The 20,361-nt window shown below is 63.9% G+C and carries 25 protein-coding genes and 1 pseudogene; 23 read left to right on the forward strand and 3 right to left on the reverse strand.

Annotated features, from left to right (window positions below):
• Positions 1 to 7: 7 nt before the first annotated feature.
• The 3 genes from ACLSSQ_RS03250 to ACLSSQ_RS03260 all read right to left on the reverse strand — a co-directional run bounded on the left by ACLSSQ_RS03250 (position 8) and on the right by ACLSSQ_RS03260 (position 1,352).
• Positions 8 to 367, reverse strand: a complete 360-nt coding sequence (locus tag ACLSSQ_RS03250) for a hypothetical protein (RefSeq protein ID WP_416243767.1) — start codon at positions 365 to 367, stop codon at positions 8 to 10.
• A 129-nt stretch (positions 368 to 496) separates the two neighbouring features.
• Positions 497 to 1,060: a DUF3489 domain-containing protein gene (locus ACLSSQ_RS03255; protein WP_416243768.1), complete on the reverse strand. Its 564-nt coding sequence runs from the start codon at positions 1,058 to 1,060 to the stop codon at positions 497 to 499.
• 94 nt (positions 1,061 to 1,154) lie between these two features.
• A complete protein-coding gene (locus ACLSSQ_RS03260; RefSeq protein ID WP_055451284.1) occupies positions 1,155 to 1,352 on the reverse strand; it encodes a DUF6900 domain-containing protein in 198 nt (65 codons plus the stop codon).
• A gap of 129 nt (positions 1,353 to 1,481) precedes the next feature.
• On the opposite strand from ACLSSQ_RS03260, the gene ACLSSQ_RS03265 reads away from it, so the two are divergent.
• The 23 genes and pseudogenes from ACLSSQ_RS03265 to ACLSSQ_RS03375 form a co-directional block, all read left to right on the forward strand.
• Positions 1,482 to 2,018 (forward strand): elements of external origin, encoded by a 537-nt coding sequence (locus ACLSSQ_RS03265; protein ID WP_143503093.1) that lies wholly within the window; start codon positions 1,482 to 1,484, stop codon positions 2,016 to 2,018.
• Between the two features lie 5 nt (positions 2,019 to 2,023).
• Positions 2,024 to 3,979, forward strand: a complete 1,956-nt coding sequence (locus ACLSSQ_RS03270) for a phage terminase large subunit family protein (protein ID WP_416243769.1) — start codon at positions 2,024 to 2,026, stop codon at positions 3,977 to 3,979.
• Positions 3,980 to 3,996: 17 nt separating this feature from the next.
• The gene (locus ACLSSQ_RS03275) at positions 3,997 to 4,488 is read left to right on the forward strand and encodes a hypothetical protein (protein WP_009521722.1); all 492 of its coding nucleotides are present in this window, start codon (positions 3,997 to 3,999) and stop codon (positions 4,486 to 4,488) included.
• Positions 4,488 to 4,880 (forward strand): hypothetical protein, encoded by a 393-nt coding sequence (locus ACLSSQ_RS03280; RefSeq protein WP_298394250.1) that lies wholly within the window; start codon positions 4,488 to 4,490, stop codon positions 4,878 to 4,880. Before ACLSSQ_RS03275 ends, ACLSSQ_RS03280 begins: the two co-directional genes overlap by 1 nt.
• The gene (locus ACLSSQ_RS03285) at positions 4,880 to 5,101 is read left to right on the forward strand and encodes a phage head-tail joining protein (protein ID WP_416243770.1); all 222 of its coding nucleotides are present in this window, start codon (positions 4,880 to 4,882) and stop codon (positions 5,099 to 5,101) included. The genes ACLSSQ_RS03280 and ACLSSQ_RS03285 overlap by 1 nt, the downstream gene beginning before the upstream one ends.
• Positions 5,102 to 5,139: 38 nt before the next feature.
• Positions 5,140 to 6,636, forward strand: coding sequence for a phage portal protein (locus ACLSSQ_RS03290; protein ID WP_416243771.1), 1,497 nt, complete (start codon positions 5,140 to 5,142; stop codon positions 6,634 to 6,636).
• 1 nt (position 6,637) lies between these two features.
• Positions 6,638 to 7,945 carry a S49 family peptidase gene (locus ACLSSQ_RS03295; RefSeq protein WP_416243772.1) on the forward strand — a complete coding sequence of 436 codons (1,308 nt, stop codon included), beginning with the start codon at positions 6,638 to 6,640 and terminating at the stop codon, positions 7,943 to 7,945.
• Positions 7,946 to 7,948: 3 nt separating this feature from the next.
• The gene (locus tag ACLSSQ_RS03300) at positions 7,949 to 8,326 is read left to right on the forward strand and encodes a head decoration protein (protein ID WP_416243773.1); all 378 of its coding nucleotides are present in this window, start codon (positions 7,949 to 7,951) and stop codon (positions 8,324 to 8,326) included.
• 87 nt (positions 8,327 to 8,413) lie between these two features.
• On the forward strand, positions 8,414 to 9,436 hold the full coding sequence (locus tag ACLSSQ_RS03305; RefSeq protein WP_020200538.1) for a major capsid protein: 1,023 nt from the start codon (positions 8,414 to 8,416) through the stop codon (positions 9,434 to 9,436).
• Entirely contained in the window at positions 9,436 to 9,714 is a 279-nt protein-coding gene (locus tag ACLSSQ_RS03310) for a hypothetical protein (protein WP_236213235.1), read from the forward strand. The genes ACLSSQ_RS03305 and ACLSSQ_RS03310 overlap by 1 nt, the downstream gene beginning before the upstream one ends.
• 10 nt (positions 9,715 to 9,724) lie before the next feature.
• On the forward strand, positions 9,725 to 10,150 hold the full coding sequence (locus tag ACLSSQ_RS03315) for a hypothetical protein (protein ID WP_416243774.1): 426 nt from the start codon (positions 9,725 to 9,727) through the stop codon (positions 10,148 to 10,150).
• Positions 10,151 to 10,157: 7 nt separating this feature from the next.
• Positions 10,158 to 10,370 (forward strand): hypothetical protein, encoded by a 213-nt coding sequence (locus ACLSSQ_RS03320; protein ID WP_308307363.1) that lies wholly within the window; start codon positions 10,158 to 10,160, stop codon positions 10,368 to 10,370.
• A 2-nt stretch (positions 10,371 to 10,372) separates the two neighbouring features.
• Positions 10,373 to 11,125, forward strand: a complete 753-nt coding sequence (locus tag ACLSSQ_RS03325) for a hypothetical protein (RefSeq protein ID WP_416243775.1) — start codon at positions 10,373 to 10,375, stop codon at positions 11,123 to 11,125.
• A complete protein-coding gene (locus ACLSSQ_RS03330; RefSeq protein ID WP_416243776.1) occupies positions 11,125 to 11,526 on the forward strand; it encodes a hypothetical protein in 402 nt (133 codons plus the stop codon). The genes ACLSSQ_RS03325 and ACLSSQ_RS03330 overlap by 1 nt, the downstream gene beginning before the upstream one ends.
• Before the next feature lie 29 nt (positions 11,527 to 11,555).
• Positions 11,556 to 11,711, forward strand: a complete 156-nt coding sequence (locus ACLSSQ_RS03335) for a hypothetical protein (protein ID WP_416243777.1) — start codon at positions 11,556 to 11,558, stop codon at positions 11,709 to 11,711.
• Between the two features lie 3 nt (positions 11,712 to 11,714).
• On the forward strand, positions 11,715 to 12,356 hold the full coding sequence (locus ACLSSQ_RS03340) for a DUF6441 family protein (RefSeq protein ID WP_416243778.1): 642 nt from the start codon (positions 11,715 to 11,717) through the stop codon (positions 12,354 to 12,356).
• Positions 12,356 to 15,061: a hypothetical protein gene (locus ACLSSQ_RS03345; protein ID WP_416243779.1), complete on the forward strand. Its 2,706-nt coding sequence runs from the start codon at positions 12,356 to 12,358 to the stop codon at positions 15,059 to 15,061. Before ACLSSQ_RS03340 ends, ACLSSQ_RS03345 begins: the two co-directional genes overlap by 1 nt.
• A gap of 19 nt (positions 15,062 to 15,080) precedes the next feature.
• Positions 15,081 to 16,139 carry a hypothetical protein gene (locus tag ACLSSQ_RS03350; RefSeq protein WP_416243780.1) on the forward strand — a complete coding sequence of 353 codons (1,059 nt, stop codon included), beginning with the start codon at positions 15,081 to 15,083 and terminating at the stop codon, positions 16,137 to 16,139.
• Complete coding sequence (locus ACLSSQ_RS03355; RefSeq protein ID WP_416243781.1) at positions 16,136 to 17,719, forward strand: hypothetical protein; 1,584 nt, start codon at positions 16,136 to 16,138, stop codon at positions 17,717 to 17,719. Before ACLSSQ_RS03350 ends, ACLSSQ_RS03355 begins: the two co-directional genes overlap by 4 nt.
• Positions 17,720 to 17,724: 5 nt before the next feature.
• On the forward strand, positions 17,725 to 18,513 hold the full coding sequence (locus ACLSSQ_RS03360) for a DUF2163 domain-containing protein (protein ID WP_416243782.1): 789 nt from the start codon (positions 17,725 to 17,727) through the stop codon (positions 18,511 to 18,513).
• Between the two features lie 18 nt (positions 18,514 to 18,531).
• The gene (locus ACLSSQ_RS03365; protein WP_009521704.1) at positions 18,532 to 18,759 is read left to right on the forward strand and encodes a hypothetical protein; all 228 of its coding nucleotides are present in this window, start codon (positions 18,532 to 18,534) and stop codon (positions 18,757 to 18,759) included.
• Positions 18,756 to 18,971 carry a hypothetical protein gene (locus ACLSSQ_RS03370; RefSeq protein ID WP_239505149.1) on the forward strand — a complete coding sequence of 72 codons (216 nt, stop codon included), beginning with the start codon at positions 18,756 to 18,758 and terminating at the stop codon, positions 18,969 to 18,971. Before ACLSSQ_RS03365 ends, ACLSSQ_RS03370 begins: the two co-directional genes overlap by 4 nt.
• 545 nt (positions 18,972 to 19,516) lie before the next feature.
• Positions 19,517 to 20,059, forward strand: a pseudogene (locus ACLSSQ_RS03375) (phage tail protein); the annotation flags it as partial.
• Positions 20,060 to 20,361 lie beyond the last annotated feature (302 nt).

The following is a 20,361-nucleotide window of genomic DNA, read 5'->3' on the forward strand; positions in this document are numbered from 1 at the left end:
ATTTCTCTTACCCGAGACGGGCCACATACCGGGCGTAATCACCGCCCTCGGGATTGACGTAGAGGTAGGGGCGTCCGGGAGCAGTGACCTCGACGCAGAGGTGGCCATCGCCAGTGCCGCCACCCTTGCCACGCAGCCAGTCGCGTGACACCAGCAGGCTGCGTCCAAAAGCGTCGAATTCGTCAGGGGTGAGCTCCTTGGTCTCGGTGACGTAGACCTTGTGCTGGTCGCTCCCGCCCAGTTCGCCGAGGTCGGCAGGTTTGCGTGCGAACGGTAGGCGGATGCTCAACTCTTCGACCTGGAGGCTTTGGCCTGCGAACTGCAGGGTGCGAGGGGTGCGTTCGATGGTGATGGTCATGGTGCTCATGGCGGTTTTCCTGGTATGGCGTCGTCAATCACGACATCTGTATGAACGCGCTAGTGGGGAGAGAAGCCAAGCTATTCATGGCTCCTCTCGCCATCTTTTTGGCTTCGCCGAAACTCGCTGTGCTCGTTTTCAGGCGATGCGGTAGATCCGCTCGCCACCCTGCGGCTTGTCCGAGACGATGGTCAGGCCAAGTTTTTTCTTGAAGGCTCCGGCAAAGGTGCCGCGCACCGTGTGCGCCTGCCAACCGGTGGCGGTGCAGATCTGGCCGATGGTTGCGCCCTCGGGGCGTTGCAGCATCCGGATCACTTCGGCCTGCTTGCTGCTCTCGCGTGTGCGCGGCTTGACCCACGTGGCTTCGGCGGCGGTTACGGCGGCTTCCAGTTCGGGATCGCTCGCGGCCGCAGGCGCGCCTTCAGCGTTGGCGATGATCCGGTCGAGATTGGCTTCGAACTGACCGATGCCCTTCCTGTTCACGTCGGGACGCGGAATGCCCAGGGCGTCGTAGCCCTCCGCAGCGACAAACCAGTCGGTGCCGTCGGTTGTGATTAGTGCGCGGTTGAAAAGTCCATCGAGGACCTTCTTGCGTGCGCCGCCTTTGATGTTGTCGGGAAACCAGTCGATTTTTCCGCTGGTGTGCTCAACAGCGTAGGCCAGGATCGCGTGCTGTGCCGGGGTCAATTGAGTGGTGGTCATGTCTTGCTCCTTCGATGTAGTGGACGGTGATGTGATGAACGCGCTGTTCCCAAGTGAAGCCAAGCGCTTTCTGCTTGGCTTCCAGGGTTCGCAATCAGGTGTTGGCCTTGTCTGACGGGTTGGCATTGCGCCCCTGCTCGAGACCCGCGTTGAAGGCGGCTTCAAGCGCATCGCGTAGGCACCAGACCGCTACATCGTGGAAATCGAGGCTGTCCGAGCGGCGGGTTTCCAGGGTTTCGATGCCCAGCTTGTTTTGCGCGATCTGGGTCAGTAGTTGTTCGAGCTTGCTCATGTCCGTGTCCTTTCATGGTGTTGATGACGAACGTATGAACGCGCTGTTCCAGATGGAAGCCAAGCTCAATCCGCAGGCGAATTTGGCAAATGAGCGAACAAATGATTGAAGGTGCCCCGAAGGGGAAATATGGGTATTTCGATTCGTGCCTACGCACGCCACCGAGGGGTGTCCGATGCAGCGGTGCGCAAGGCCATCGCTGCTGGGCGGATCACTCCGGAGGCAGACGGAACGATTGATGCCGAGCGCGTCGACCGCGAGTGGGCGCGCAATTCCGATGCGCCGCGCAATGGCACGGCCACCCGCGCGGTCAAGGTCGCAGTACCGGAATCCGGTGGCACCCCGGGTGATGGGCCAGCGGCATTGCCAGCAGGCGGCACGTCCTTGCTTCAAGCGCGGACGGTCAACGAAGTGGTCAAGGCGCAAACCAACAAGGTGCGCCTGGCCCGCCTCAAGGGCGAGCTGGTAGATCGGCCGCAGGCCATCGCCCATGTTTTCAAGCTGGCGCGATCCGAACGCGATGCGTGGCTCAACTGGCCCGCGCGCATCTCAGCACAGATGGCAGCCAAGCTCGGCGTCGATCCTCACACGATGCACATCGCACTGGAGGCAGCTGTGCGTGAGCACCTGCAGGAACTGGGCGAGATGCGCCCAAGGGTGGATTGATGGAAATGGACTACGAAGGCGCTGCCGAGATCGAACGCGCATGGCGTGAAGGACTGACGCCCGACCCGCTGCTCACCGTGTCCGAATGGTCGGATTGCCACCGGATGCTCTCCAGCAAGGCATCAGCCGAGCCGGGGCGCTGGCGCACCAGCCGCACGCCGTACCTGAAAGCAATCATGGACTGCCTGTCGCCTACCTCACCGGTCGAGCGCGTGGTGTTCATGAAGGCGGCGCAGCTTGGCGCGACAGAGATGGGATCGAACTGGATCGGCTACGTCATCCACCACGCGCCCGGGCCGATGATGGCTGTGTGGCCGACGGTGGAGATGGCCAAGCGCAACTCCAAGCAGCGAATCGATCCGCTGATCGAGGAGTCGTCCGCACTGGCTGAACTGATTGCACCGGCGCGCAGCCGGGATTCCGGCAACACCATCCTGGCCAAGGAGTTCCGGGGTGGCGTGCTGGTGATGACCGGTGCGAACAGCGCGGTCGGCCTGCGTTCGATGCCGGTGCGGTATCTGTTCCTCGACGAGGTCGACGGCTATCCGTTGGACGTCGAGGGTGAAGGGGATGCGATCTCGCTGGCCGAGGCGCGTACACGCACTTTCGCGCGGCGCAAGATCTTCATCGTCTCGACGCCGACGATCTCAGGGGCATCGGCTATCGAACGCGAGTACGAGGCCAGTGACCAACGTCGCTACTTCGTGCCGTGTCCGCATTGCTCGCACCGGCAGTGGCTGCGTTTCGAGCAGCTGCGTTGGGACAAAGGGCAACCGGAGACCGCTGCCTACATCTGCGAGTCATGTGACACCGCAATTGCCGAGCATCACAAGACGTGGATGCTGGAGCACGGCGAGTGGCGCGCGATGATCACCGATGGCGCGGGCAAGACGGCAGGCTTCCACCTGTCGTCGCTGTACAGCCCGGTGGGCTGGCGTTCGTGGCGAGAGATCGCCGCTGCGTGGGAAGCCGCCGTCAGTAAAGAGTCGGGATCGGCCGCCGCCATCAAGACCTTCAAGAACACCGAGCTAGGCGAAACCTGGGTCGAGGAAGGCGAAGCGCCAGACTGGCAACGACTGGTCGAACGCCGCGAGGACTACCGCGTCGGCAGCGTGCCGCAAGGCGGTCTGCTCTTGGTCGGCGCGGCCGACGTGCAGAAAGATCGCATCGAGGCGTCGGTCTGGGCCTTTGGGCGCGGCAAGGAGTCCTGGCTGGTTGAGCACCGCGTGCTGATGGGTGACACCGCCCGCGACTCCGTATGGAAGCGCCTTGCTGAAATGCTGGCCGAAACCTGGACACACGCCTCCGGCGCGGCGATGCCGCTGGTGCGCTTTGCCTTGGATACCGGCTTTGCGACGCAGGAGGCCTACGCCTTTGTGCGGGCTTGCCGCGATTCGCGTGTGATGGCGGTCAAGGGGGTGCCTCGCGGTGCAGCCTTGATCGGCACGCCGACCGCCATCGATGTCTCGCAAGGCGGCAAGAAGCTGCGCCGAGGCATCAAGGTGTACACGGTGGCGGTCAGCATCGCCAAGCTCGAGTTCTACAACAACCTGCGCAAGAGCGCAGATGTTGGCGAGGACGGATTGACCACGGTGTTCCCGGCCGGGTTCGTCCATCTGCCCAAGATCGACGCTGAGTTCATCCAGCAACTCTGCGCGGAACAACTGATCACCCGCCGCGACCGCAACGGCTTCCCAGTGCGTGAGTGGCAAAAGATGCGCGAGCGCAATGAAGCGCTCGACTGCTACGTCTACGCCCGCGCGGCTGCATCGGCGGCGGGTCTGGATCGCTTCGAGGAACGTCACTGGCGGGAACTGGAGCGACAACTGGGGCTGGCCGGTCCGCCAGCCCTTGAAATACGTACTGAATCGATCAACGAGGCCACCCAACGCGGTGGCCTCGCTGTTTCTGGCAACCGTAACACCGGTCGGCGCGTGATCAAAAGCCGCTGGCTGTCCTGACACCCCAAGGAGAAAACATGAGTCTTGCTACCCGTATCGAAAGCCTGGTCATCCGCGTCGCGCAGGAGTTCAACGACGTCCGCGCCAAGGCAGGCAACCTGGCCAACCTCACCACCACCGACAAGTCGAATCTGGTCGCGGCCATCAACGAACTGAAAGCCGCCGTGGTGTCGTCGGCGGTGATCGACGATGCGCACGTCGCGGCCACGACCACTTACTCGTCCAACAAGATCGTCTCACTGCTCGACGCGCTCAAGACCGAGATCTTGGGCGGTGCCGATGCTGCGTACGACACGCTGGTGGAAATCCAGCAACTGCTGCAGAACGGCACCAGCGGTCTGGATGCGCTGCTCGCCGCCGTGAACAACCGCGTGCGCTTCGATGCGGCGCAGTCGCTGACCGTGGCCGAGCAACTGCAGGCGCGCAGCAACATCGGTGCCGTCGCAGCCACCGATGTCGGCAATACCGACACAGACTTCGTCGCGGTCTTTGTGGGTGCGCTGGTCTGATGAGCCTCGCATCGCGCATCAGTGCGCTGGCCAGTCGTGTCGGGCTTGAGGTTAAGACCAAGATCGACGCCACCCACCCCGGTCTGGCCCGGGCGTGGGTGTGTTTCGGCTATGTCGGCACGCAGGTCGTCGTGCGCGCATCGCACAACGTGGCCAGCGTGACCCGGACGGCGGCGGGTCGCTACCGCGTGACCTTCGCCGTTGCCATGCCCGACGCCAACTATTGCTGGACGGCGCTTGCCCGCAGCAGCACCAACAGCGGTACGCAGCGCATTGCCATCGTGCGATCCAGCACCGACCAGAAGACCGCCCAGTACGTCGACGTCAGTTGCGCCACCACGTCCGCATCGTTCGACGACTCCTCCGAAATCAACCTTACGGTGTTCCGCTGATGGCCTACACACAAGCACACCTCGACGCACTGGAAGCGGCGCTGGTCAAGGGCGAAAAGCGCGTGACCTTTGGCGACAAGACCGTCGAGTACCGCAGCGTCGATGAACTCCAGGCCGCCATTGCGTCGGTCAAGCGCGACCTCTTCGAGCAGGCCGTGGACACCGGACTGTGGCCTGGCGCGCCACGCCAGATCCGGGTCACCACCGGCAAAGGGTTCTGAACATGCAATGGTTTGACCGAATGCGTAGACGCGTCGGCATGAGTCTGCTTGGCGGCACCCCGTTCTATGACGGTATCGGTGGTGGCCGTCGCGCCCTGGCGTGGCAGGTTGGCAATCCCGGTGCGGTTGCAGCGCTGGCGTTCACCCAGAACGAATTGCGCGCCAAGAGCCGCGATCTGGTACGCCGCAATGCCTGGGCAGCGGCAGGCGTCGAGGCCTTTGTCTCGAACGCCATCGGCACCGGCATCAAGCCGCAGAGCATGCTGGCTGATCAGCACTTGCGTGAAGCCATTCATAGCCTGTGGTGGGACTGGTGCGAGGAGGCCGATGCCGCCGGACTGACCGATTTCTACGGACTGCAGGCCTTGGCCTGTCGCGCCATGCTCGAAGGCGGGGAATGTCTGGTGCGGCTGCGCTATCGCCGCCCGGAGGATGGCCTGCCGGTGGGCCTGCAATTGCAGTTGCTCGAACCCGAACACCTGCCAGCCACGCTGAATCAGGAGTTGGCTTCCGGAAACGTCATCCGTGCGGGTATCGAGTTCGACAAGCTCGGACGGCGGGTGGCCTACCACCTGTATCGCTCGCATCCGGGTGATGGCTCACTGGCCCCGATGTCGGGCACCGGTGGCGTGGTAGGCGGTCTCGACACAGTGCGTGTCCCGGCCAGCGAAATCATCCACCTGTTTCGTCCCTTGCGGCCTGGACAGATCCGGGGCGAACCATGGCTGGCGCGCGCACTGGTCAAGCTCAACGAACTCGACCAGTACGACGACGCCGAGCTCGTGCGCAAGAAAACCGCCGCGATGTTCGCGGGCTTCATCACGCGCCTGTCACCCGAGGACAACCTGATGGGTGAAGGCTTGCCGGATGCCAGCGGTGCGGCATTGGCCGGGCTGGAGCCGGGCACGATGCAGATCCTGGAGCCCGGCGAGGACGTGAAGTTCAGTCAGCCCGCCGACGTTGGCGCGAGCTACGCCGAATTCCTGCGCATGCAGTTCCGGGCGGTGGCAGCGGCGATGGGCATCACCTACGAGATGCTGACCGGCGACCTGACGCAAGTGAACTACTCGTCGATCCGGGCCGGGCTGCTGGAGTTTCGCCGCCGCTGTGAGGCCATCCAGCACGGCGTGATCGTCCACCAGCTGTGCCGCCCGATCTGGCGTGCCTGGATGGAGCAGGCGCTACTTGAAGGCGCGCTGGCGCTGCCGCAGTTCAGCGAGAAGAAGCGCGACTACTTCGCGGCCAAATGGATTCCACAGGGTTGGCAGTGGGTCGATCCCAAGAAGGAATTCGACGCGATGCTGACCGCCATTCGCGCCGGGCTGCTGTCTCGCTCGGAAGCCATCTCGGCCTTCGGCTACGACGCCGAGGACATCGACCGCGAGATCGCCGCCGACAACCAGCGTGCCGATGCGCTCGGTCTGGTCTTTGACTCCGACCCGCGCCACGACAAAGCGCCCCAACCATCGGCATCGGGCGCTCCCATGAATGTGGCCGCCACGGTGGCCGTGCCGCAAGACCAACAGGACAACTGACATGCAACTCGTTCATCTGGCGTCCCGCCTCTACGGGACGCCGCTCCTCATTGCGCGTCCCAAACTCGACGTGATCCTCTCCGTGTTGGGTTCCCGCATCGGCTTGCCCGATCTGGACATGGCGATGCCGCTGCCCATGCCGCGCCAGAACGCCACATCGGGTCAGGCGGGCATTGCCGTCATCCCGGTGGTCGGCACGCTGGTCAGACGTTCGATGGGTATCGAAGCCGCCTCTGGCCTGATGTCCTACGGCGAGATCGAAGCCCGACTGGACGCCGCGCTGGCCGACCCACAGGTGGCGGGCATCCTGCTCGATCTGGATTCGCCCGGCGGCGAGGCATCGGGTGTGTTCGAGTTGGCCGAGCGCATCCGCGCTGCCAGCACCATCAAGCCGATTTGGGCGCACGCCAACGATGCCGCGTACTCGGCGGCTTTTGCCATCGCGGCAGCCTGCCAGCGCCTGACGCTGTCGCAGACCGCTGGCGTCGGGTCGATTGGCGTGATCGCGCTACACGTCGACCAGTCGGTGAAAGACGCCAAGGACGGCCTGAACTACACCGCTGTCTTCGCGGGCAGCCACAAGAACGATTTCTCCCCGCACGAGCCACTCACCCCGCAGGCCACCACCACGTTGCAGACCGAGGTGGATCGCCTCTACGACATCTTCGTGAATCAGGTCGGAGAGATGCGCGGCATCGATCCGGATGCCGTGCGCGCCACCGAAGCGGGGCTGTTCTATGGCGAGCAGGCGGTGGCAGCAGGCCTCGCCGACGCGGTGATGCCGTTTGATGCGGTGATGACCGAGTTCACCGACGCGTTGGCGGCCAAGCAGCGGTTGGCGCAGCCTGGCGTGGCCCGCGCCTCGCCGCGAAGCCTGTCTACTCAATCCATTTCAAACCCGCCCCGAAGCAAACCTTTCACCCTGGAGAACACCATGACCGACCCCAAAGACGACCACGAAAACCTTAAGCGTCCGGCCGAGACCGACCCACAGGGCGACCAGTCGCAGCTTGAGAGCGATCCGCAATCGACGCCTGCCGCCCAAGCCGCACTGGCGCAGTCCTTCGCCAGCGGGCGCGGCCAAGCTCAGGCCATTGCAGAGATGTGCCTGATCGCGGGCCAATCCCAACGCACGGCGGAATTCCTCGCAGCAGGCTTCTCGGAAGCGCAGGTGCGCCGCGCCTTGCTCGACGCCCGTGCCGACCAACCCGAAATTGCCTCGCGTATCACCGCCGAGGCAGGAACCAGCCAGCACCCGGAAAACAGTCCGGTGGTCGCTGCCGTCAAGAAACTCACCGCCAAGGAGTAAGCCATGCCCACTGTCTCTCAACCCAAGAATCTCGGCGACCTGTTGAAGTACGAAGCGCCGAATCTCTACTCGCGTGACCAGGACACCGTCGCGGCCGCGCAGAACCTGTCGCTGGGCACCGTGGTGGGCCGCGAAACGGCTTCCGCCAAGCTCAAGGCCCTCGACCCGAGCGCCTCGGACGGCACGGAAACCGCCGTTGGCGTGCTCGGCAATGACGTCGATGCGACGCTGATCGACCGTGAGGACGCGATCCTGATCGCCCGCCACGCCATCGTCGCGCGCGGCGCATTGATCTGGCCGACCGGCATCAGCACTGCGCACAAAGCGGCTGCCATCAAGCAACTCGCAGAACGTGGAGTCCTGGCCCGCGAGAGTGCCTAAAACCCGCGCCTGACCCACTTCCAACGCTCCGTTTCACTCCCCCCAAAACCCGCCGCTGGCGGGTTTCGTCATTTCTGGAGATCCCAAATGCAGAACCCTTTTGAAAACCCCGGCTTCTCGATGGCCAGCCTGACGGCCGCCATCAACCTCCTGCCCAACCGCTATGGGCGGCTGGAGCAACTCAACCTGTTCCCGGCCAAGCCGGTGCGCACCCGGCAGATCATCGTCGAGGAGTACGCCGGTCGTCTGAACCTGCTGCCCACCCGGGCGCCCGGTTCGCCCGGCACGGTGGGTGAACGTGGCAAGCGCAACCTGCGCTCCTTCGTGATCCCGCACATCCCGCACGACGACGTGGTGCTGCCCGAGGAAGTGCAAGGACTGCGCGCCTTCGGTTCCGAAACCGAAATGGAAGCCATCGGCGGTGTCATGGCCCGCCATCTGGAGACCATGCGCAACAAGCACGCGATCACCCTGGAGCATCTGCGCATGGGTGCGCTCAAGGGCAAGATCCTCGACGCTGATGGCAGTGAGCTCGTCGATCTGTTCGACGAGTTCGACATCACTGCGCAATCGGTGTCCTTCGAGTTTTCGACGGCGGCCGACAACGGGCAAATCAAGACTGCCTGCCTCGAGTTGCTGGGCCTCATGGAAGATGGGCTCACCGGCGAGTTCTCGACCGGCGTGCATGTGCTGTGCTCGACCGAGTTCTTCCGGGCACTGACCACCCACAAGGAGGTTAAGACGGCCTACCAGAACTGGCAGCAGGGCGCAGTGCTGATCAACGACATGCGCTCGGGCTTCAGCTACAGCGGCATCACCTTCGAGGAATACCGTGGCCAGGCTTCCTTTGTGCAGGCCGACGGCACGCTGGGGTCGCGCCGCTTCATTGCCGCAGGGGAAGCCCATGCCTTCCCGGTCGGCACGGTGGATACCTTCGCGACCTACTTCGCGCCAGCGGACTTCAACGAGACCGTGAACACCATCGGCCAGCCGCTGTATGCCAAGCAGGAGCCACGCAAGTTCGACCGGGGCACTGATCTGCACACGCAGAGCAACCCGCTGCCGATGTGCCACCGACCGGGTGTGCTGATCAAGCTCGTTGCTGCCTGATGGATGTCGCGACGTTGTACGAGGCAGCCCGCAGTGCAGGACTGCTGACCGCCGTCACGGTGGCGGGCACCACAGTCCACTGCGCCTTCCGTGCCCCGGACGAAACCGTGCTGGATGGTTTTGCGCTGTCGCGGGACTACCAGATCGACTACCCGGCGTCCTGGCTGACGCTGGCAGCCGGGGACACCGTCGAGGTGGCAGGCAATACCTATCAGGTGCGCGACGTGCGCGCCATCGGCGACGGCACCGAGCGTCGCGCCTCGCTCTCCCAACTCTGAGGAACTCCCCATGAACTCCGTCCGCGAGCGCGTCTTGCGGGAGATCGTCACGCGCCTGGCATCTGCGATTGCCCCGATACCGGTGCTGCGCATGCCTGCCGTGCCAGTCACCCGCGAGGCCAGTCCAGCGCTGCTGCTCTTCGTCGATGGCGACAGCATCACCGCCCACGCCAACCACCTGGTCGACCGGTTGCTGATCGTCCGGCTTGCCGTGGTGGCGCGCGGTGCGGATGCCTTCGACATCGCCGACCAGACGCTGGTCGCGGCCCATGCGGCAATGCTCGCCGACCCGAATCTGGGCGGTCTGGCCATCGCCGTGCGCGAGATCGACTGCGAATGGGAGTTCGACGACGCCGACGCCGGGGCCGTCGCGCTGCCTGCCCGCTACGAGATCCGCTACCGCACCCACGCCATCGACCTTACCCAAACAGGATGAACACCTTATGCAAACCCTCTCCATCGAACTACTGAAACCCCATACCCACGCAGGCAAGCGCCTCGCCGTAGGTGATCGCCTTGATCTGAATGACGCCAGCGCCCGCTGGCTGATCGCACAAGGCACTGCCAAAGCGGCCACCCCCGCCACTGATTCCAAACCCACCCGCCGTGATGCCACGTCCGGTGTTTCCACAACTGCAGCTACCCAAGGAGATTGAACATGGCTTACTTTTCCGGACAAGGCCGCGTCTACATCGGCGCACGCGATGATCTCGGCAATCCCGCTGGGCTGACCTTCGTTGGCAACGTGCCCGAGCTGAAGGTGTCGCTGTCGGTGGACACCATCGAGCACCAGGAAGCGCAGTCGGGTCAGCGCCTGACCGACCTGCAACTCATCAAGACCAAGAAAGGCGAGTTTGCCTGCACGTTGGAAGAGCTGATCGCCACCAACCTGGCGCTCGCGCTCTACGGCACCACGACCACGATCACCCCCGGCACGGTGACTGGCGAGCTGCTGCCCAACCCTGTCACGCCGGGCAGTCTGTATCCGTTGGCTATGCAAAACGTGTCCGCCGTGCAGATCCAGGACTCAGATGTCACGCCCAAGACGCTCCCGGTCAGCCAGTACAGCGTCAATGCCAAGCACGGTTCACTGGTGGTGCTGGATGCCACGTCGGGCGGCCCGTACACCGAGCCGTTCTCCGTCGATTACGCCTATGGCGCGGCGCAGAGCACGGCGATGTTCACCCAGCCCTTGCCCGAGCGTTGGATTCGCTTCGAAGGGCTCAACACCGCCGACGGCAACCGCGAGGTGGTGATCGACCTCTACCGCGTGGCCATCAACCCGGCCAAGGAACTCTCGATCATCACGGACGAACTGCTGAAGTTCGAGCTTTCGGGCCAAGTGCTGGCGGATCTGACCAAGCCGGTCGGTGGTGATCTCGGTCAGTTCGGACGTCTGGTGCTGCTGTGATGGACGGCTTCAAGACCTTCCCCCCTGAGCCTGTGGTCGTGACGCTGTCTGGTACCGCGCTGGAACTGACGCCGATCCGGCTGGGTGAGTTGCCACGGCTGCTGGCCGTGGTGCGCCCGCTGGTCGAGGAAATCACCAGCGATCCGGACTGGATGGCGCTGCTGGGACGGCACGGCGATGCCGTGCTCGATCTGCTGGCGATCACCACGCGTCGTGAGCGTGCGTGGATCAATGACCTGTCGCTGGAGGACGCCGTTCTTCTGGCCGCTGCCGTGTTCGAGGTGAATGCGGATTTTTTCGTGGCGCACGTCGTCCCGGCGATTCAGGGCGCGGCCCAGCGACTCGCGCCGACGCTGCGCTCGCTGACGAACTCGGCTGGGACAGTGCCGTCGCCCGCCTGATCCGCGCCGGGCACCGGCTTGGCGACGTGATGGCCTACACGCTCACTCAGGCGCAAGCCTTTCTGGATGCCGACGAACAGATCGAACGGCAGCAACTTGCCCAGCTGCTCGGCATTCATGCCGTGGCAGCCCAGGGCGAGAAGCGAGGCATCGAACAACTGCAACGCGATCTGCTCAAGGACTGACCCATGCGTCTCTCGCTCACCACCACTGGTCTGCTGAACCCGCGCCAGTTGGCGGCCTGGAGTACCGAGCGGCGTCGTGCCATCCACACCGCTGTCGCCAAGGGCATGCAATCGGGCGGGCGTGAAGTGCGTGATGCGGCGCGATCCGAGATGCGCAGTGCCTTCACCGTCAAGCGCAACAGCTTCATCTCCTCGATGGGCGTGAAGGTGTTCGACAAGAAGCCCGAACTGCTGCCCGCCCTGCTGGTGGGCAGCAAGATTCCTTGGCTCGGTCTGCATGAAAAAGGCGGCACGGTGAGCGGCAATTTGCTGATACCGCTGCTGCCCGGGCGCATCGGCCCCAAGCGCTTCAAGGCGGTCATTGACGGCCTGATGCGCTCGGGCAATGCCTTCTTCATCGAGAAGAACGGTCGCGTGCTGCTGATGGCCGAGAACATCAAGGAGAACGCCGGGCAGCTGGGCCGCTTCAAGCGTGCCGAGCGTGGTCGTACCGGGGCCAAGCAGATCAAGCGTGGCCAGGAGATTCCCATCGCCGTGCTGGTCAAGCGCGTCGATCTCAAACGACGACTGAATCTGGCGGGTGGCGTGCAACGCGCACTACCTGCCTTGGCGCGGGCGATTCAACAAGAACTGGACAAAGTCTGATGGCAAGCAATCGTGCCCAAATCCTGATCAGTGCCGTCGACCAGACCAAGACCGCTTTCGATTCGATCAAGCGGGGCCTGGGTGGCCTGACCGACACCGCCAAGAGTGTCAATGGCGTACTGGCCAACCTTGGCGTGGCCGTGTCGGTGGCCGGTCTGACCGCGATGGTGAAATCGGCCATCGACACTGGCGACGCGCTGGATGAGATGTCGCAACGTGTCGGTGTCAGCGTCGAGACCCTGTCGGTATGGAAACCGGCAGCCGAGCAGTCCGGTGTGTCGGGCGAATCGTTCGAGAAGGGGCTGCGCAAGCTGTCCACCACGATGCTGGAAGCCGCGACTGGGTCGGAAGATGCCGCGCGCGGATTCTCCGCCGTGGGTGTCGAGTTCAAGAACCAGGACGGCACCCTGCGGGCCACCGATCAGGTGCTGCTCGATCTGGCCGAGCGCTTCAAGGCCATGCCCGATGGCGCAGAAAAAACCGCGCTGGCCGTGCAACTGTTCGGCAAGTCGGGAGCCGAGCTGATCCCGTTCCTGAATCAGGGGCGCGACGGCATCAACGAGTTGGCTGCCGAGATGCAGGCGCTCGGCGTGCAGATGAGCAGCGAAACGGCGGCGCAGGCGGGCAACTTCAACGATGCGCTCGACAAGCTGAAACTGGCCACCACCAGCATTGGCAACCAGATCATCGCGTCCTTGCTGCCCGCCCTGAACGATATGGCCGGTGGCATGGTCGAGTCGGCCAAGCAAGGCGGCACGCTGCGCGCGATCCTGGATGGCGTGGTGCTGGTGCTCAAGATCTTGGCGCTCGGTGCCGCCACCGTCGGCAAGGCCTTCGTCGCCTTGGGCGAAGCGATTGGTGCAGGCGTGGCCGCCGCTGTGGAAGCGCTCAAGGGCAACACCGATGGCGCCAAGGCCATCATTGCCGACCTCAAGGGCAATCTGGTCAAACGGCTGGATGAACTGGCGTCCTTCCGTGACAGCCTGTTCGACCCCAAGCCCATCGAGGTCAAGGCACCCAAGATCCAGGCCGATCCGGAACTGCTTCAACGCCTGACCAAGCCCAAAGCCGTCAAGCCAGCGCAGGACACGACCGGCGCGCAGACCACGCTGATGAAAGCGCAGCTGGACGCCGAGTTCGCGCTGCTCAAGGACGGTCTGACCCGGCAACAAACTGCGCTGGATGCTGCACTCGAAGACCGTCTGGTCTCGGTGCGCGACTACTACACGCAGAAAACTGCCCTCGAACAGCGCGAGGTCGACGCCGAGATTGCCCGCAAGCAGCAGGAGCTGGCCCGTAGTCAGCAAGTCGCCACTACCGGCAAATCGGAAAACGACCGCCTGCGTGCCAAGGCCGAAGTGGCCAAGGCGGAAGCCGACCTCATCACGCTCAACAATCGGCGCACGGACATCGAGCAGGCAAATGCGCGTAAGGCCGCGCAAGCCGAGCGTGAGCTGGCCGATGCCTTGGCGCAGGCGCGTGAGGAACTGGCGCAGATCACCGGCACGCCCACTGATGCCGACCGGCAAGCTGCCATTGAGCGCAGCTACCGGGATCTGCGTGCGCGACTGGCGGCAGAAAGCGATGCCGATGGCGTGTCGCTCGTTGATCGGCTCATCAATGTGAAGGCTGCACAGGCCAATCTGGCTGCGCTTGAAACTCAGTGGCGGCAAGTCACTGAGCGTCTGCGTAATGCGCAGGAGGCCATTCAGACCCAGCAGCAGGCTGGGCTGCTGACCGAAGCACAGGCTCGCCAGCAGATCGTGACCCTGCAACAGCAATCGGCCACCGAGATGGAGCGCCTGTTGCCGACCATGCAGCAAGCCGCGCAGGCCATAGGGCCGGATGCGGTGATTCGCGTACAGGCGTGGCGCAACGAGCTGGATCGCACCAAGCTCACCGTCGATGAAATGGCCCCGCTGTGGAATCGCATCGGCGAGAGTTTCGGCGGTGCGCTCAACGGAATGATCACCGGCGCGCAGACCTGGCGGAGTGCCTTGGCGAGCATCTTTCAGCAGGTGGCCGACGCCTTCCTGCAGCAAATCGTGATCCAGCCGTTCCAGCAGTGGATCGCCATGCAGGCGCGGATGCTGGCGCTCAAGCTCGGTTTCATCCAGCAGGAGCAGACCGTCGATGCGGCGGCCAGCGCCGCCAAGGTCGCCCAAAAGACCACCGAAACCACCGCCGTAGTGTCGATGGATGCAGCCAAGGCGGGAGCCGGGGCGGCGGCGTCGCAGGCTTCCATTCCCTACGTTGGCCCGGCACTCGCGGTGGCCGCGATGGTAGCCATGGTCGCCGCTGTGATGGCGCTCTTGGGTGGCATCAAGAAGTTTGCGGGCGGCGGTTTGGTCTCCGGGCCGGGTAGCGCCACGTCGGATTCGATCCCGGCGCGCCTGTCCGCAGGCGAGTACGTGGTGCGGGCGGCCGCCGTGCGCCAGGTCGGTGTGGCCTTTCTCGATTCGCTCAACGGCTTGTCGGCAGGCCCACGTTTCAAGGGTGGCGAATTGGCCTTCGCAGCGGGCGGGCTGGTACCTGAGGTGAAAGTGCCGCCCGCACAGCCGCAGATGAATCAGGCGGTGCGCATCGTCAACGCGGTCGATCCGGGCGTGACCCACGACCACCTGCAGTCGCCTGCCGGAGAGAAAGTCATCGTCAACATCATCGGGCGCAATGCACGGGCCATCCGTGCGGTGCTGCAAGGCTGAATTTTCAGAGGAAAGTCCAATGGCACTTCTGTTCATCGACGGTTTCGATCACTACGACCCGCAGGCAGTGGACAGCTTTGGCGATCCGTGGCTCGCACGTGGCAAGGCAGCGTATCTCTCGCCGCAGGCCACCCGGATCAATGGCCGTCGTCCGTCCTCCTATGCCCTGCGTTTGCCGGAAGGTTCGGGTGGTGGCTACGTCAAGAATCTCGACGCCACCAAGACCAGCCTGATCGTCGGGGCAGCCATTCGTGTGGTGCCGTACCAAAACACCTACACCGAGCCACTGCTCCTGGGCGTGCGCGATGCCAACTCGCAGGTCGCGCATCTCGTGAAAATCGGCGAGGACGGTCGGCTCAAGCTCTACCGGTGGCAGTACGGCAACGACCAGTTGATCTCTGTCTCAGTCGCCAGCGCTCCGGCGCGCGGCTGGCACTACATCGAGTTGCAGGTCACGCAGGGCACCAGCAACGGCATTCTGTCAGTGCGCATCAACGGCATCCTGGCCATCCAGATGACCGCGCAGAACACCATCCAGGGCGGTGGCCAACTGCTCACGGCATTTGTGGGTGCCGTGCCCGGCCAGAGCTGTCCGCTCACCATCGACGTCGACGACTTCTACATCGCCGACACCAGCGGCACGATCAACAACACCTTCCTCGGTGATGTGCGCGTCGATGCCTTGCAGGCACAGGCCGATGGCAGCCTGAACCAGTGGACGGCCAGCCCGGTCGGTACTGCCGCGTGGGAAGCCGTGAGCGATGAGGACGAGGCAACGGCGATCAATGCACCGAACGTGGGGTTGCGCCAGTCCTTCGATGTCGAGCCGTTGCCGGTGATGGCCACGCCCGCCATCTATGGCGTCCAGCTCACGATGCTGGCCCGCAAGACCGACGCCGGTCTGGGCAAGGTCAAAGGCCTCGTGGTCAGTGGTGTGCAAAGCGCCGTCAGCACCGACATCATTCTGCAGGAGCAACTGGCCTGGCAGAGCACGCTGCTCGAACGCAACCCGAACGGCAACGTGCAGTGGACGGAGGCCGCCTTCAATGCCGCTGAGTTCGGCGTGGAGTCGGCATGACGGATCGTGTCGTCGTTCAAGACCTCGCGGAGGTTTCCAGCAAGCCGATGCCTGGAAGCGAACTGCCCGCCTTCCAGGGTGAAGTGCTCTCGCGCGCCACCTTCGGGGCGAGCGCAGCCAGCTTCACGCCGGAAACAGCTGTCGCTCCGCTGCCGCCCAATCTGGCGGCCAGCCTGCTGGCGGAATCCTTGGCGGGCCCCTGGCCACCCATCGATGCACCGATCTTTCTGGTCGAAGTGTTGCGCCGGGATACGGCCTCAAGCGCCATCGTCGCCACCGGTATGGATGCCTTCGGCGACCAGCCTTGGCCGGATGCGCAACTCGGCGTGTTTGCCTTCCGTCATGATTGGATGGAGCCCCTTGTGGAACGGCTGGAGTGGCAGACCAGCGTCACACGGCTGGCCAGTGGCAACGAATCCCGTCAGGCACGCCGACGTGTTCCTCGGCGCTGGCTCACCTACAAGGTGGGCAACGCCCGAAAGACCGATGCCCTGGTGGCCGACTGGCTGGCCGATCATCTCGGTCAAATGGCGCTGTGGCCGCTGCCGCAGTACGCGGTGCACCTCATCGAGTCCTGCGAACGTGGCGCACTGGCACTCAATGTGACCGAAGCTGACGGGCGACAGTTCGGGCCACTCTCGGCCAATGTGCATCTGACCTATGACGGTGTGCAGGGCTGGCAGGAAACTGAGAACAATGGCCGCTGGATTTTGATCATCGCCGCCGATGGCTGGCAGATCGCCCAACTTGAGCGTGTGGAAAGCGATCTGCTGTGGCTGACGGAGCCCTTGGCACGCGCTGCAGCCGTGGGCAGCACCATCATGCCCTTGGTGTGGGGTAAGGCCATCGATCCTGCGGATCTCACGCAGTGGGTGCCTGGCATGGTCGGCGGCAACATCCCCACGCAGATCCAACCTGCGCCACTGCCCGACCAGGATGTTCTCGATGACCCATGGCTCGACGAGATCCCGGTCTGGCCAGATGGCAACTGGCGGGACGATCCGACAGCCGCCGCGCAAGCCACGATCACCCGCCAGGATTTATCCCCTGCAGATCCGTGGGTGCGCCGGGACGATCCGTGGGCGACGACGACTTTGCAGCGGCGCTATCTGGCCAGCTCACTCGATGAAATCGAAATCTGGCGGGCGCGGTTGTGGCGCACCCAAGGCCGTCTGGAAGCCTTCTGGCTGCCCGATGGCTTGGCTCCGATCCTGTGGGTGACCGTCGAAGCCGATCCCGAGGATGGCTTTCTGCGCATGGATGGCAAAGACATCTCCGCGCGAATTTCGGATTTTTGGCATCGCCCCGCCGCCTGCTTGATCGTGCACCCAGACGGCTATCGGCAGTACGTCCTGACGGCGACCTGCCATCTGGATCAAGGCGGTGTGCTGGTGCTGCGCTCGGGTCTCGACGACTGGGTGCCCGCAGGCAGCCGCGTTATTCGCCTCGTGCGCTGCCGCCTCGACCACGATGCCATCGATCTGTACTGGCACAGCCCGACGCTGCTGGAGATCACCTTGACCGCGCGCCAGTTGCCCGAACCGCGCGGGAATGACCGTCAAACCTACGAGGGAGAGTAAGCACGATGAGCCAGAATCCATTGCTGGAAGTCGAGCTATACGCCTTCGCCAGCAACAGCGCGCAGTTCTATCTAACGCCGCACGAATTCGATGTTGATCTGGATGGCAACCTCTACAAGAGCCTGGCCTTGGAACGCAACGAACTGGCGCTGGGTGCTGAAGCTGCGAAGGCTGGCTTGGATCTGAAACTGCCGCCGAACTGTGATTTGGTGCGCCACCTGCTCGCCAACTCGCTGACCGGCGACACCACCTCGATCACCCTGCGCATCGGACGGCGCGATACCTGGGGCGACTACTGGTGGATCTCCGGCACGCGCTGGATGGGCCGGGTGTTGGGTGTCGAAGTGGCTGACGATGTGGCTCGCGTTCGCTGCGAGTCGGCGCAAGTCAGTCTCAAGCGTATCGGGTTGCGGCGGCTCTACAGCCGCAAGTGTTCCCACGTGCTGTATTCGGCTGCCTGTGGTGCCTCACCCATTTCCGCCAGTGCCTTGGTGAGCAACAGCAATGGCCGCAACGTCGATCTCGATGGTGGCACGCCCGGCAGTGTCAGTGGAGGCTTGGCCGGTGGCTGGCTGCAAACCCCGGAAGGTGCCCGCCACATGATCGTCAATGATTACGGTGGCGGCGTCGAGTTGCTCTATCCGGTCGCCATTGAAGCCGGTACCGAGGTTCTGCTGACGGTCGGCTGCGATCACAGCACGGCCACGTGCGTGTCGCGCTTCGGCAACCTCGACAACTACGGCGGCTTTCCCGCCATCCCGAGCAAAAACCCGTTCTCGACGGGCGTGTTCTGAATCCCTGGAGAAATCGCCATGTGGTACCTCGTCGTCATCGTGGTGGCGGCGCTGGTTTCGGTCGCGCTCGCGCCGAAACCGCCCGAACCCAAACCGGCGTCCCTGTCTGACGTCGATGCCCCCACCGCAGAAGAAGGCCGACCGATTCCCGTCGTGTTCGGCACCGTGCTGCTGCGTGGCTCCAACGTCGTCTGGTATGGCGACCTCGAAGCCGACCCGATCAAGAAGAAAGGTGGCAAGAAATGACCACTCAGACCGTCATCACCATCGATCACGTGCGCGCCGTGGGCCTGTGCGTGAACGGCACGCGCACTTGGTTTGCGCGTCACGATCTGGATTTCCGCGCTTTCCTGCGCGATGGCTGTGATGCCGAAACCTTGCTGGCCACTGGCGATGCAATGGCACAACGTGTGGTCGATCACGCCCGCAATCGATCCAGCCAGCGGGAGCAAGTCTGATGGGTGGCAGCAGCAAGAAGCAAACCGTTGGTTATCGCTACCGGATGGGTCTGCATCTGGCCCTGTGCCAAGGCCCGGTCGATGCCGTGCAGGAAATCCAGATGGGCGACCGTACCGCGTGGGGTGATGCCGACCGCGCGCCGCTGTCCACCGGCCACGGGCTGACCAGCCTGAGCATCAACAAGCCAACCCTGTTTGGCGGCGACGAGCGCGAAGGCGGCGTGGTCGGCACCATCGATGTGCTTTCTGGTCATGCCGGACAAGGACGCAACGACTACCTGATGAGCCGCCTCGGTAGTTCCATTCCGGCATTTCGGGGTGTGCTGTCCTTGGTGGCACGCAAGATCCTGTTCGCAGCCAACAACCCCTACATCAAACCGTGGGCAGTGCGCGTCCGGCGCTTCACGGCGGGTTGGTTCGATGCGCCGTGGATGGAATGGAATGCCGAAGTCCGCACCTGGGATGAGGACGAAGGCCAGGAAATCAGCGTCGGCATGAACCCGGCGCACATCCTGGTGCAGAGCCTCACCGATCCGCACTGGGGCATGGGCTACCCGCAGAGCACCATCGGTTGGAGTTTCTGGAACGCAGCGTGGGCCCTGTCGAGCGAGGGCTTCGGCCTCAATCTGATCTGGACGCGCCAGCAGCCCATCGAGAGCTTCATCGGCCAGGTCATCGACCACATTGGCGGCATCCTCTACACCGACCCGGAGCAAGGCACGTTTGAGCTCAAGCTGCTGCGCGACGACTATTGGATCGACAGCCTGCCACAGTTGGGGCCTGACGAAATCGTGCGGCTGGAACGCTTCGAACGTGCCCAGTGGGGCGAGCTGCCCAATGAACTGACCGTGGTCTACACCGACTGGCAGACCGGCGGTGATGCTGCCGTTACGGTCGAGAACCTGGCCGCCATCCAGTTGCAAGGCGGCGTGATCAATCAACGCCGCGACTACCCGGGCGTCAACTACGGGCCTCTGGCCGCGCGGCTGGCATTGCGTGACTTGCGCGCCTTGGGTTCGCCCCTGGCCCGGATGAGCCTGACCGTGGCACGCGACACGCTGGAGCGTGCGCCGCTGCCAGGTGATGTGTTCCTGCTGAACTGGCCACGCTTGGGTGTGGATCAGATGGTGGTGCGCGTCACCGGCATCGACACCGGCACCTTGGGCGCGGCCGAGTGGCGCATCGAAGCCATGGAAGATGTGTTCGGGATAAGCAACACCGTGCTGTCGCCCCCGCCACCGCACGTCGAGGAGCCGACCATTGAGCCTTTGCCGCCCGCCTTGGTGCTGGCCGTCGAGGTGCCGTATTGGGAGCTGGCCCGGCGTTTGTCGCGCGCAGATCTGGCCTACCTGACCGATACGGACACCTATCTCGGTGCGCTGGCTGCTGC

The organism is Azospira sp. APE16 (assembly GCF_047901315.1).
In the GTDB taxonomy this organism is placed as follows: Bacteria; Pseudomonadota; Gammaproteobacteria; order Burkholderiales; family Rhodocyclaceae; genus Azospira; species Azospira oryzae.

What these genes read in the sequence shown, in the direction of transcription:
- ACLSSQ_RS03250 (WP_416243767.1), bottom strand. Translation starts at nt 367, where the DNA reads ATGAGCACCATGACCATCACCATCGAACGCACCCCTCGCACCCTGCAG.
- ACLSSQ_RS03255 (WP_416243768.1), bottom strand. Translation starts at nt 1,060, where the DNA reads ATGACCACCACTCAATTGACCCCGGCACAGCACGCGATCCTGGCCTAC.
- ACLSSQ_RS03260 (WP_055451284.1), bottom strand. Translation starts at nt 1,352, where the DNA reads ATGAGCAAGCTCGAACAACTACTGACCCAGATCGCGCAAAACAAGCTG.
- ACLSSQ_RS03265 (WP_143503093.1), top strand. Translation starts at nt 1,482, where the DNA reads ATGGGTATTTCGATTCGTGCCTACGCACGCCACCGAGGGGTGTCCGAT.
- ACLSSQ_RS03270 (WP_416243769.1), top strand. Translation starts at nt 2,024, where the DNA reads ATGGACTACGAAGGCGCTGCCGAGATCGAACGCGCATGGCGTGAAGGA.
- ACLSSQ_RS03275 (WP_009521722.1), top strand. Translation starts at nt 3,997, where the DNA reads ATGAGTCTTGCTACCCGTATCGAAAGCCTGGTCATCCGCGTCGCGCAG.
- ACLSSQ_RS03280 (WP_298394250.1), top strand. Translation starts at nt 4,488, where the DNA reads ATGAGCCTCGCATCGCGCATCAGTGCGCTGGCCAGTCGTGTCGGGCTT.
- ACLSSQ_RS03285 (WP_416243770.1), top strand. Translation starts at nt 4,880, where the DNA reads ATGGCCTACACACAAGCACACCTCGACGCACTGGAAGCGGCGCTGGTC.
- ACLSSQ_RS03290 (WP_416243771.1), top strand. Translation starts at nt 5,140, where the DNA reads ATGAGTCTGCTTGGCGGCACCCCGTTCTATGACGGTATCGGTGGTGGC.
- ACLSSQ_RS03295 (WP_416243772.1), top strand. Translation starts at nt 6,638, where the DNA reads ATGCAACTCGTTCATCTGGCGTCCCGCCTCTACGGGACGCCGCTCCTC.
- ACLSSQ_RS03300 (WP_416243773.1), top strand. Translation starts at nt 7,949, where the DNA reads ATGCCCACTGTCTCTCAACCCAAGAATCTCGGCGACCTGTTGAAGTAC.
- ACLSSQ_RS03305 (WP_020200538.1), top strand. Translation starts at nt 8,414, where the DNA reads ATGCAGAACCCTTTTGAAAACCCCGGCTTCTCGATGGCCAGCCTGACG.
- ACLSSQ_RS03310 (WP_236213235.1), top strand. Translation starts at nt 9,436, where the DNA reads ATGGATGTCGCGACGTTGTACGAGGCAGCCCGCAGTGCAGGACTGCTG.
- ACLSSQ_RS03315 (WP_416243774.1), top strand. Translation starts at nt 9,725, where the DNA reads ATGAACTCCGTCCGCGAGCGCGTCTTGCGGGAGATCGTCACGCGCCTG.
- ACLSSQ_RS03320 (WP_308307363.1), top strand. Translation starts at nt 10,158, where the DNA reads ATGCAAACCCTCTCCATCGAACTACTGAAACCCCATACCCACGCAGGC.
- ACLSSQ_RS03325 (WP_416243775.1), top strand. Translation starts at nt 10,373, where the DNA reads ATGGCTTACTTTTCCGGACAAGGCCGCGTCTACATCGGCGCACGCGAT.
- ACLSSQ_RS03330 (WP_416243776.1), top strand. Translation starts at nt 11,125, where the DNA reads ATGGACGGCTTCAAGACCTTCCCCCCTGAGCCTGTGGTCGTGACGCTG.
- ACLSSQ_RS03335 (WP_416243777.1), top strand. Translation starts at nt 11,556, where the DNA reads ATGGCCTACACGCTCACTCAGGCGCAAGCCTTTCTGGATGCCGACGAA.
- ACLSSQ_RS03340 (WP_416243778.1), top strand. Translation starts at nt 11,715, where the DNA reads ATGCGTCTCTCGCTCACCACCACTGGTCTGCTGAACCCGCGCCAGTTG.
- ACLSSQ_RS03345 (WP_416243779.1), top strand. Translation starts at nt 12,356, where the DNA reads ATGGCAAGCAATCGTGCCCAAATCCTGATCAGTGCCGTCGACCAGACC.
- ACLSSQ_RS03350 (WP_416243780.1), top strand. Translation starts at nt 15,081, where the DNA reads ATGGCACTTCTGTTCATCGACGGTTTCGATCACTACGACCCGCAGGCA.
- ACLSSQ_RS03355 (WP_416243781.1), top strand. Translation starts at nt 16,136, where the DNA reads ATGACGGATCGTGTCGTCGTTCAAGACCTCGCGGAGGTTTCCAGCAAG.
- ACLSSQ_RS03360 (WP_416243782.1), top strand. Translation starts at nt 17,725, where the DNA reads ATGAGCCAGAATCCATTGCTGGAAGTCGAGCTATACGCCTTCGCCAGC.
- ACLSSQ_RS03365 (WP_009521704.1), top strand. Translation starts at nt 18,532, where the DNA reads ATGTGGTACCTCGTCGTCATCGTGGTGGCGGCGCTGGTTTCGGTCGCG.
- ACLSSQ_RS03370 (WP_239505149.1), top strand. Translation starts at nt 18,756, where the DNA reads ATGACCACTCAGACCGTCATCACCATCGATCACGTGCGCGCCGTGGGC.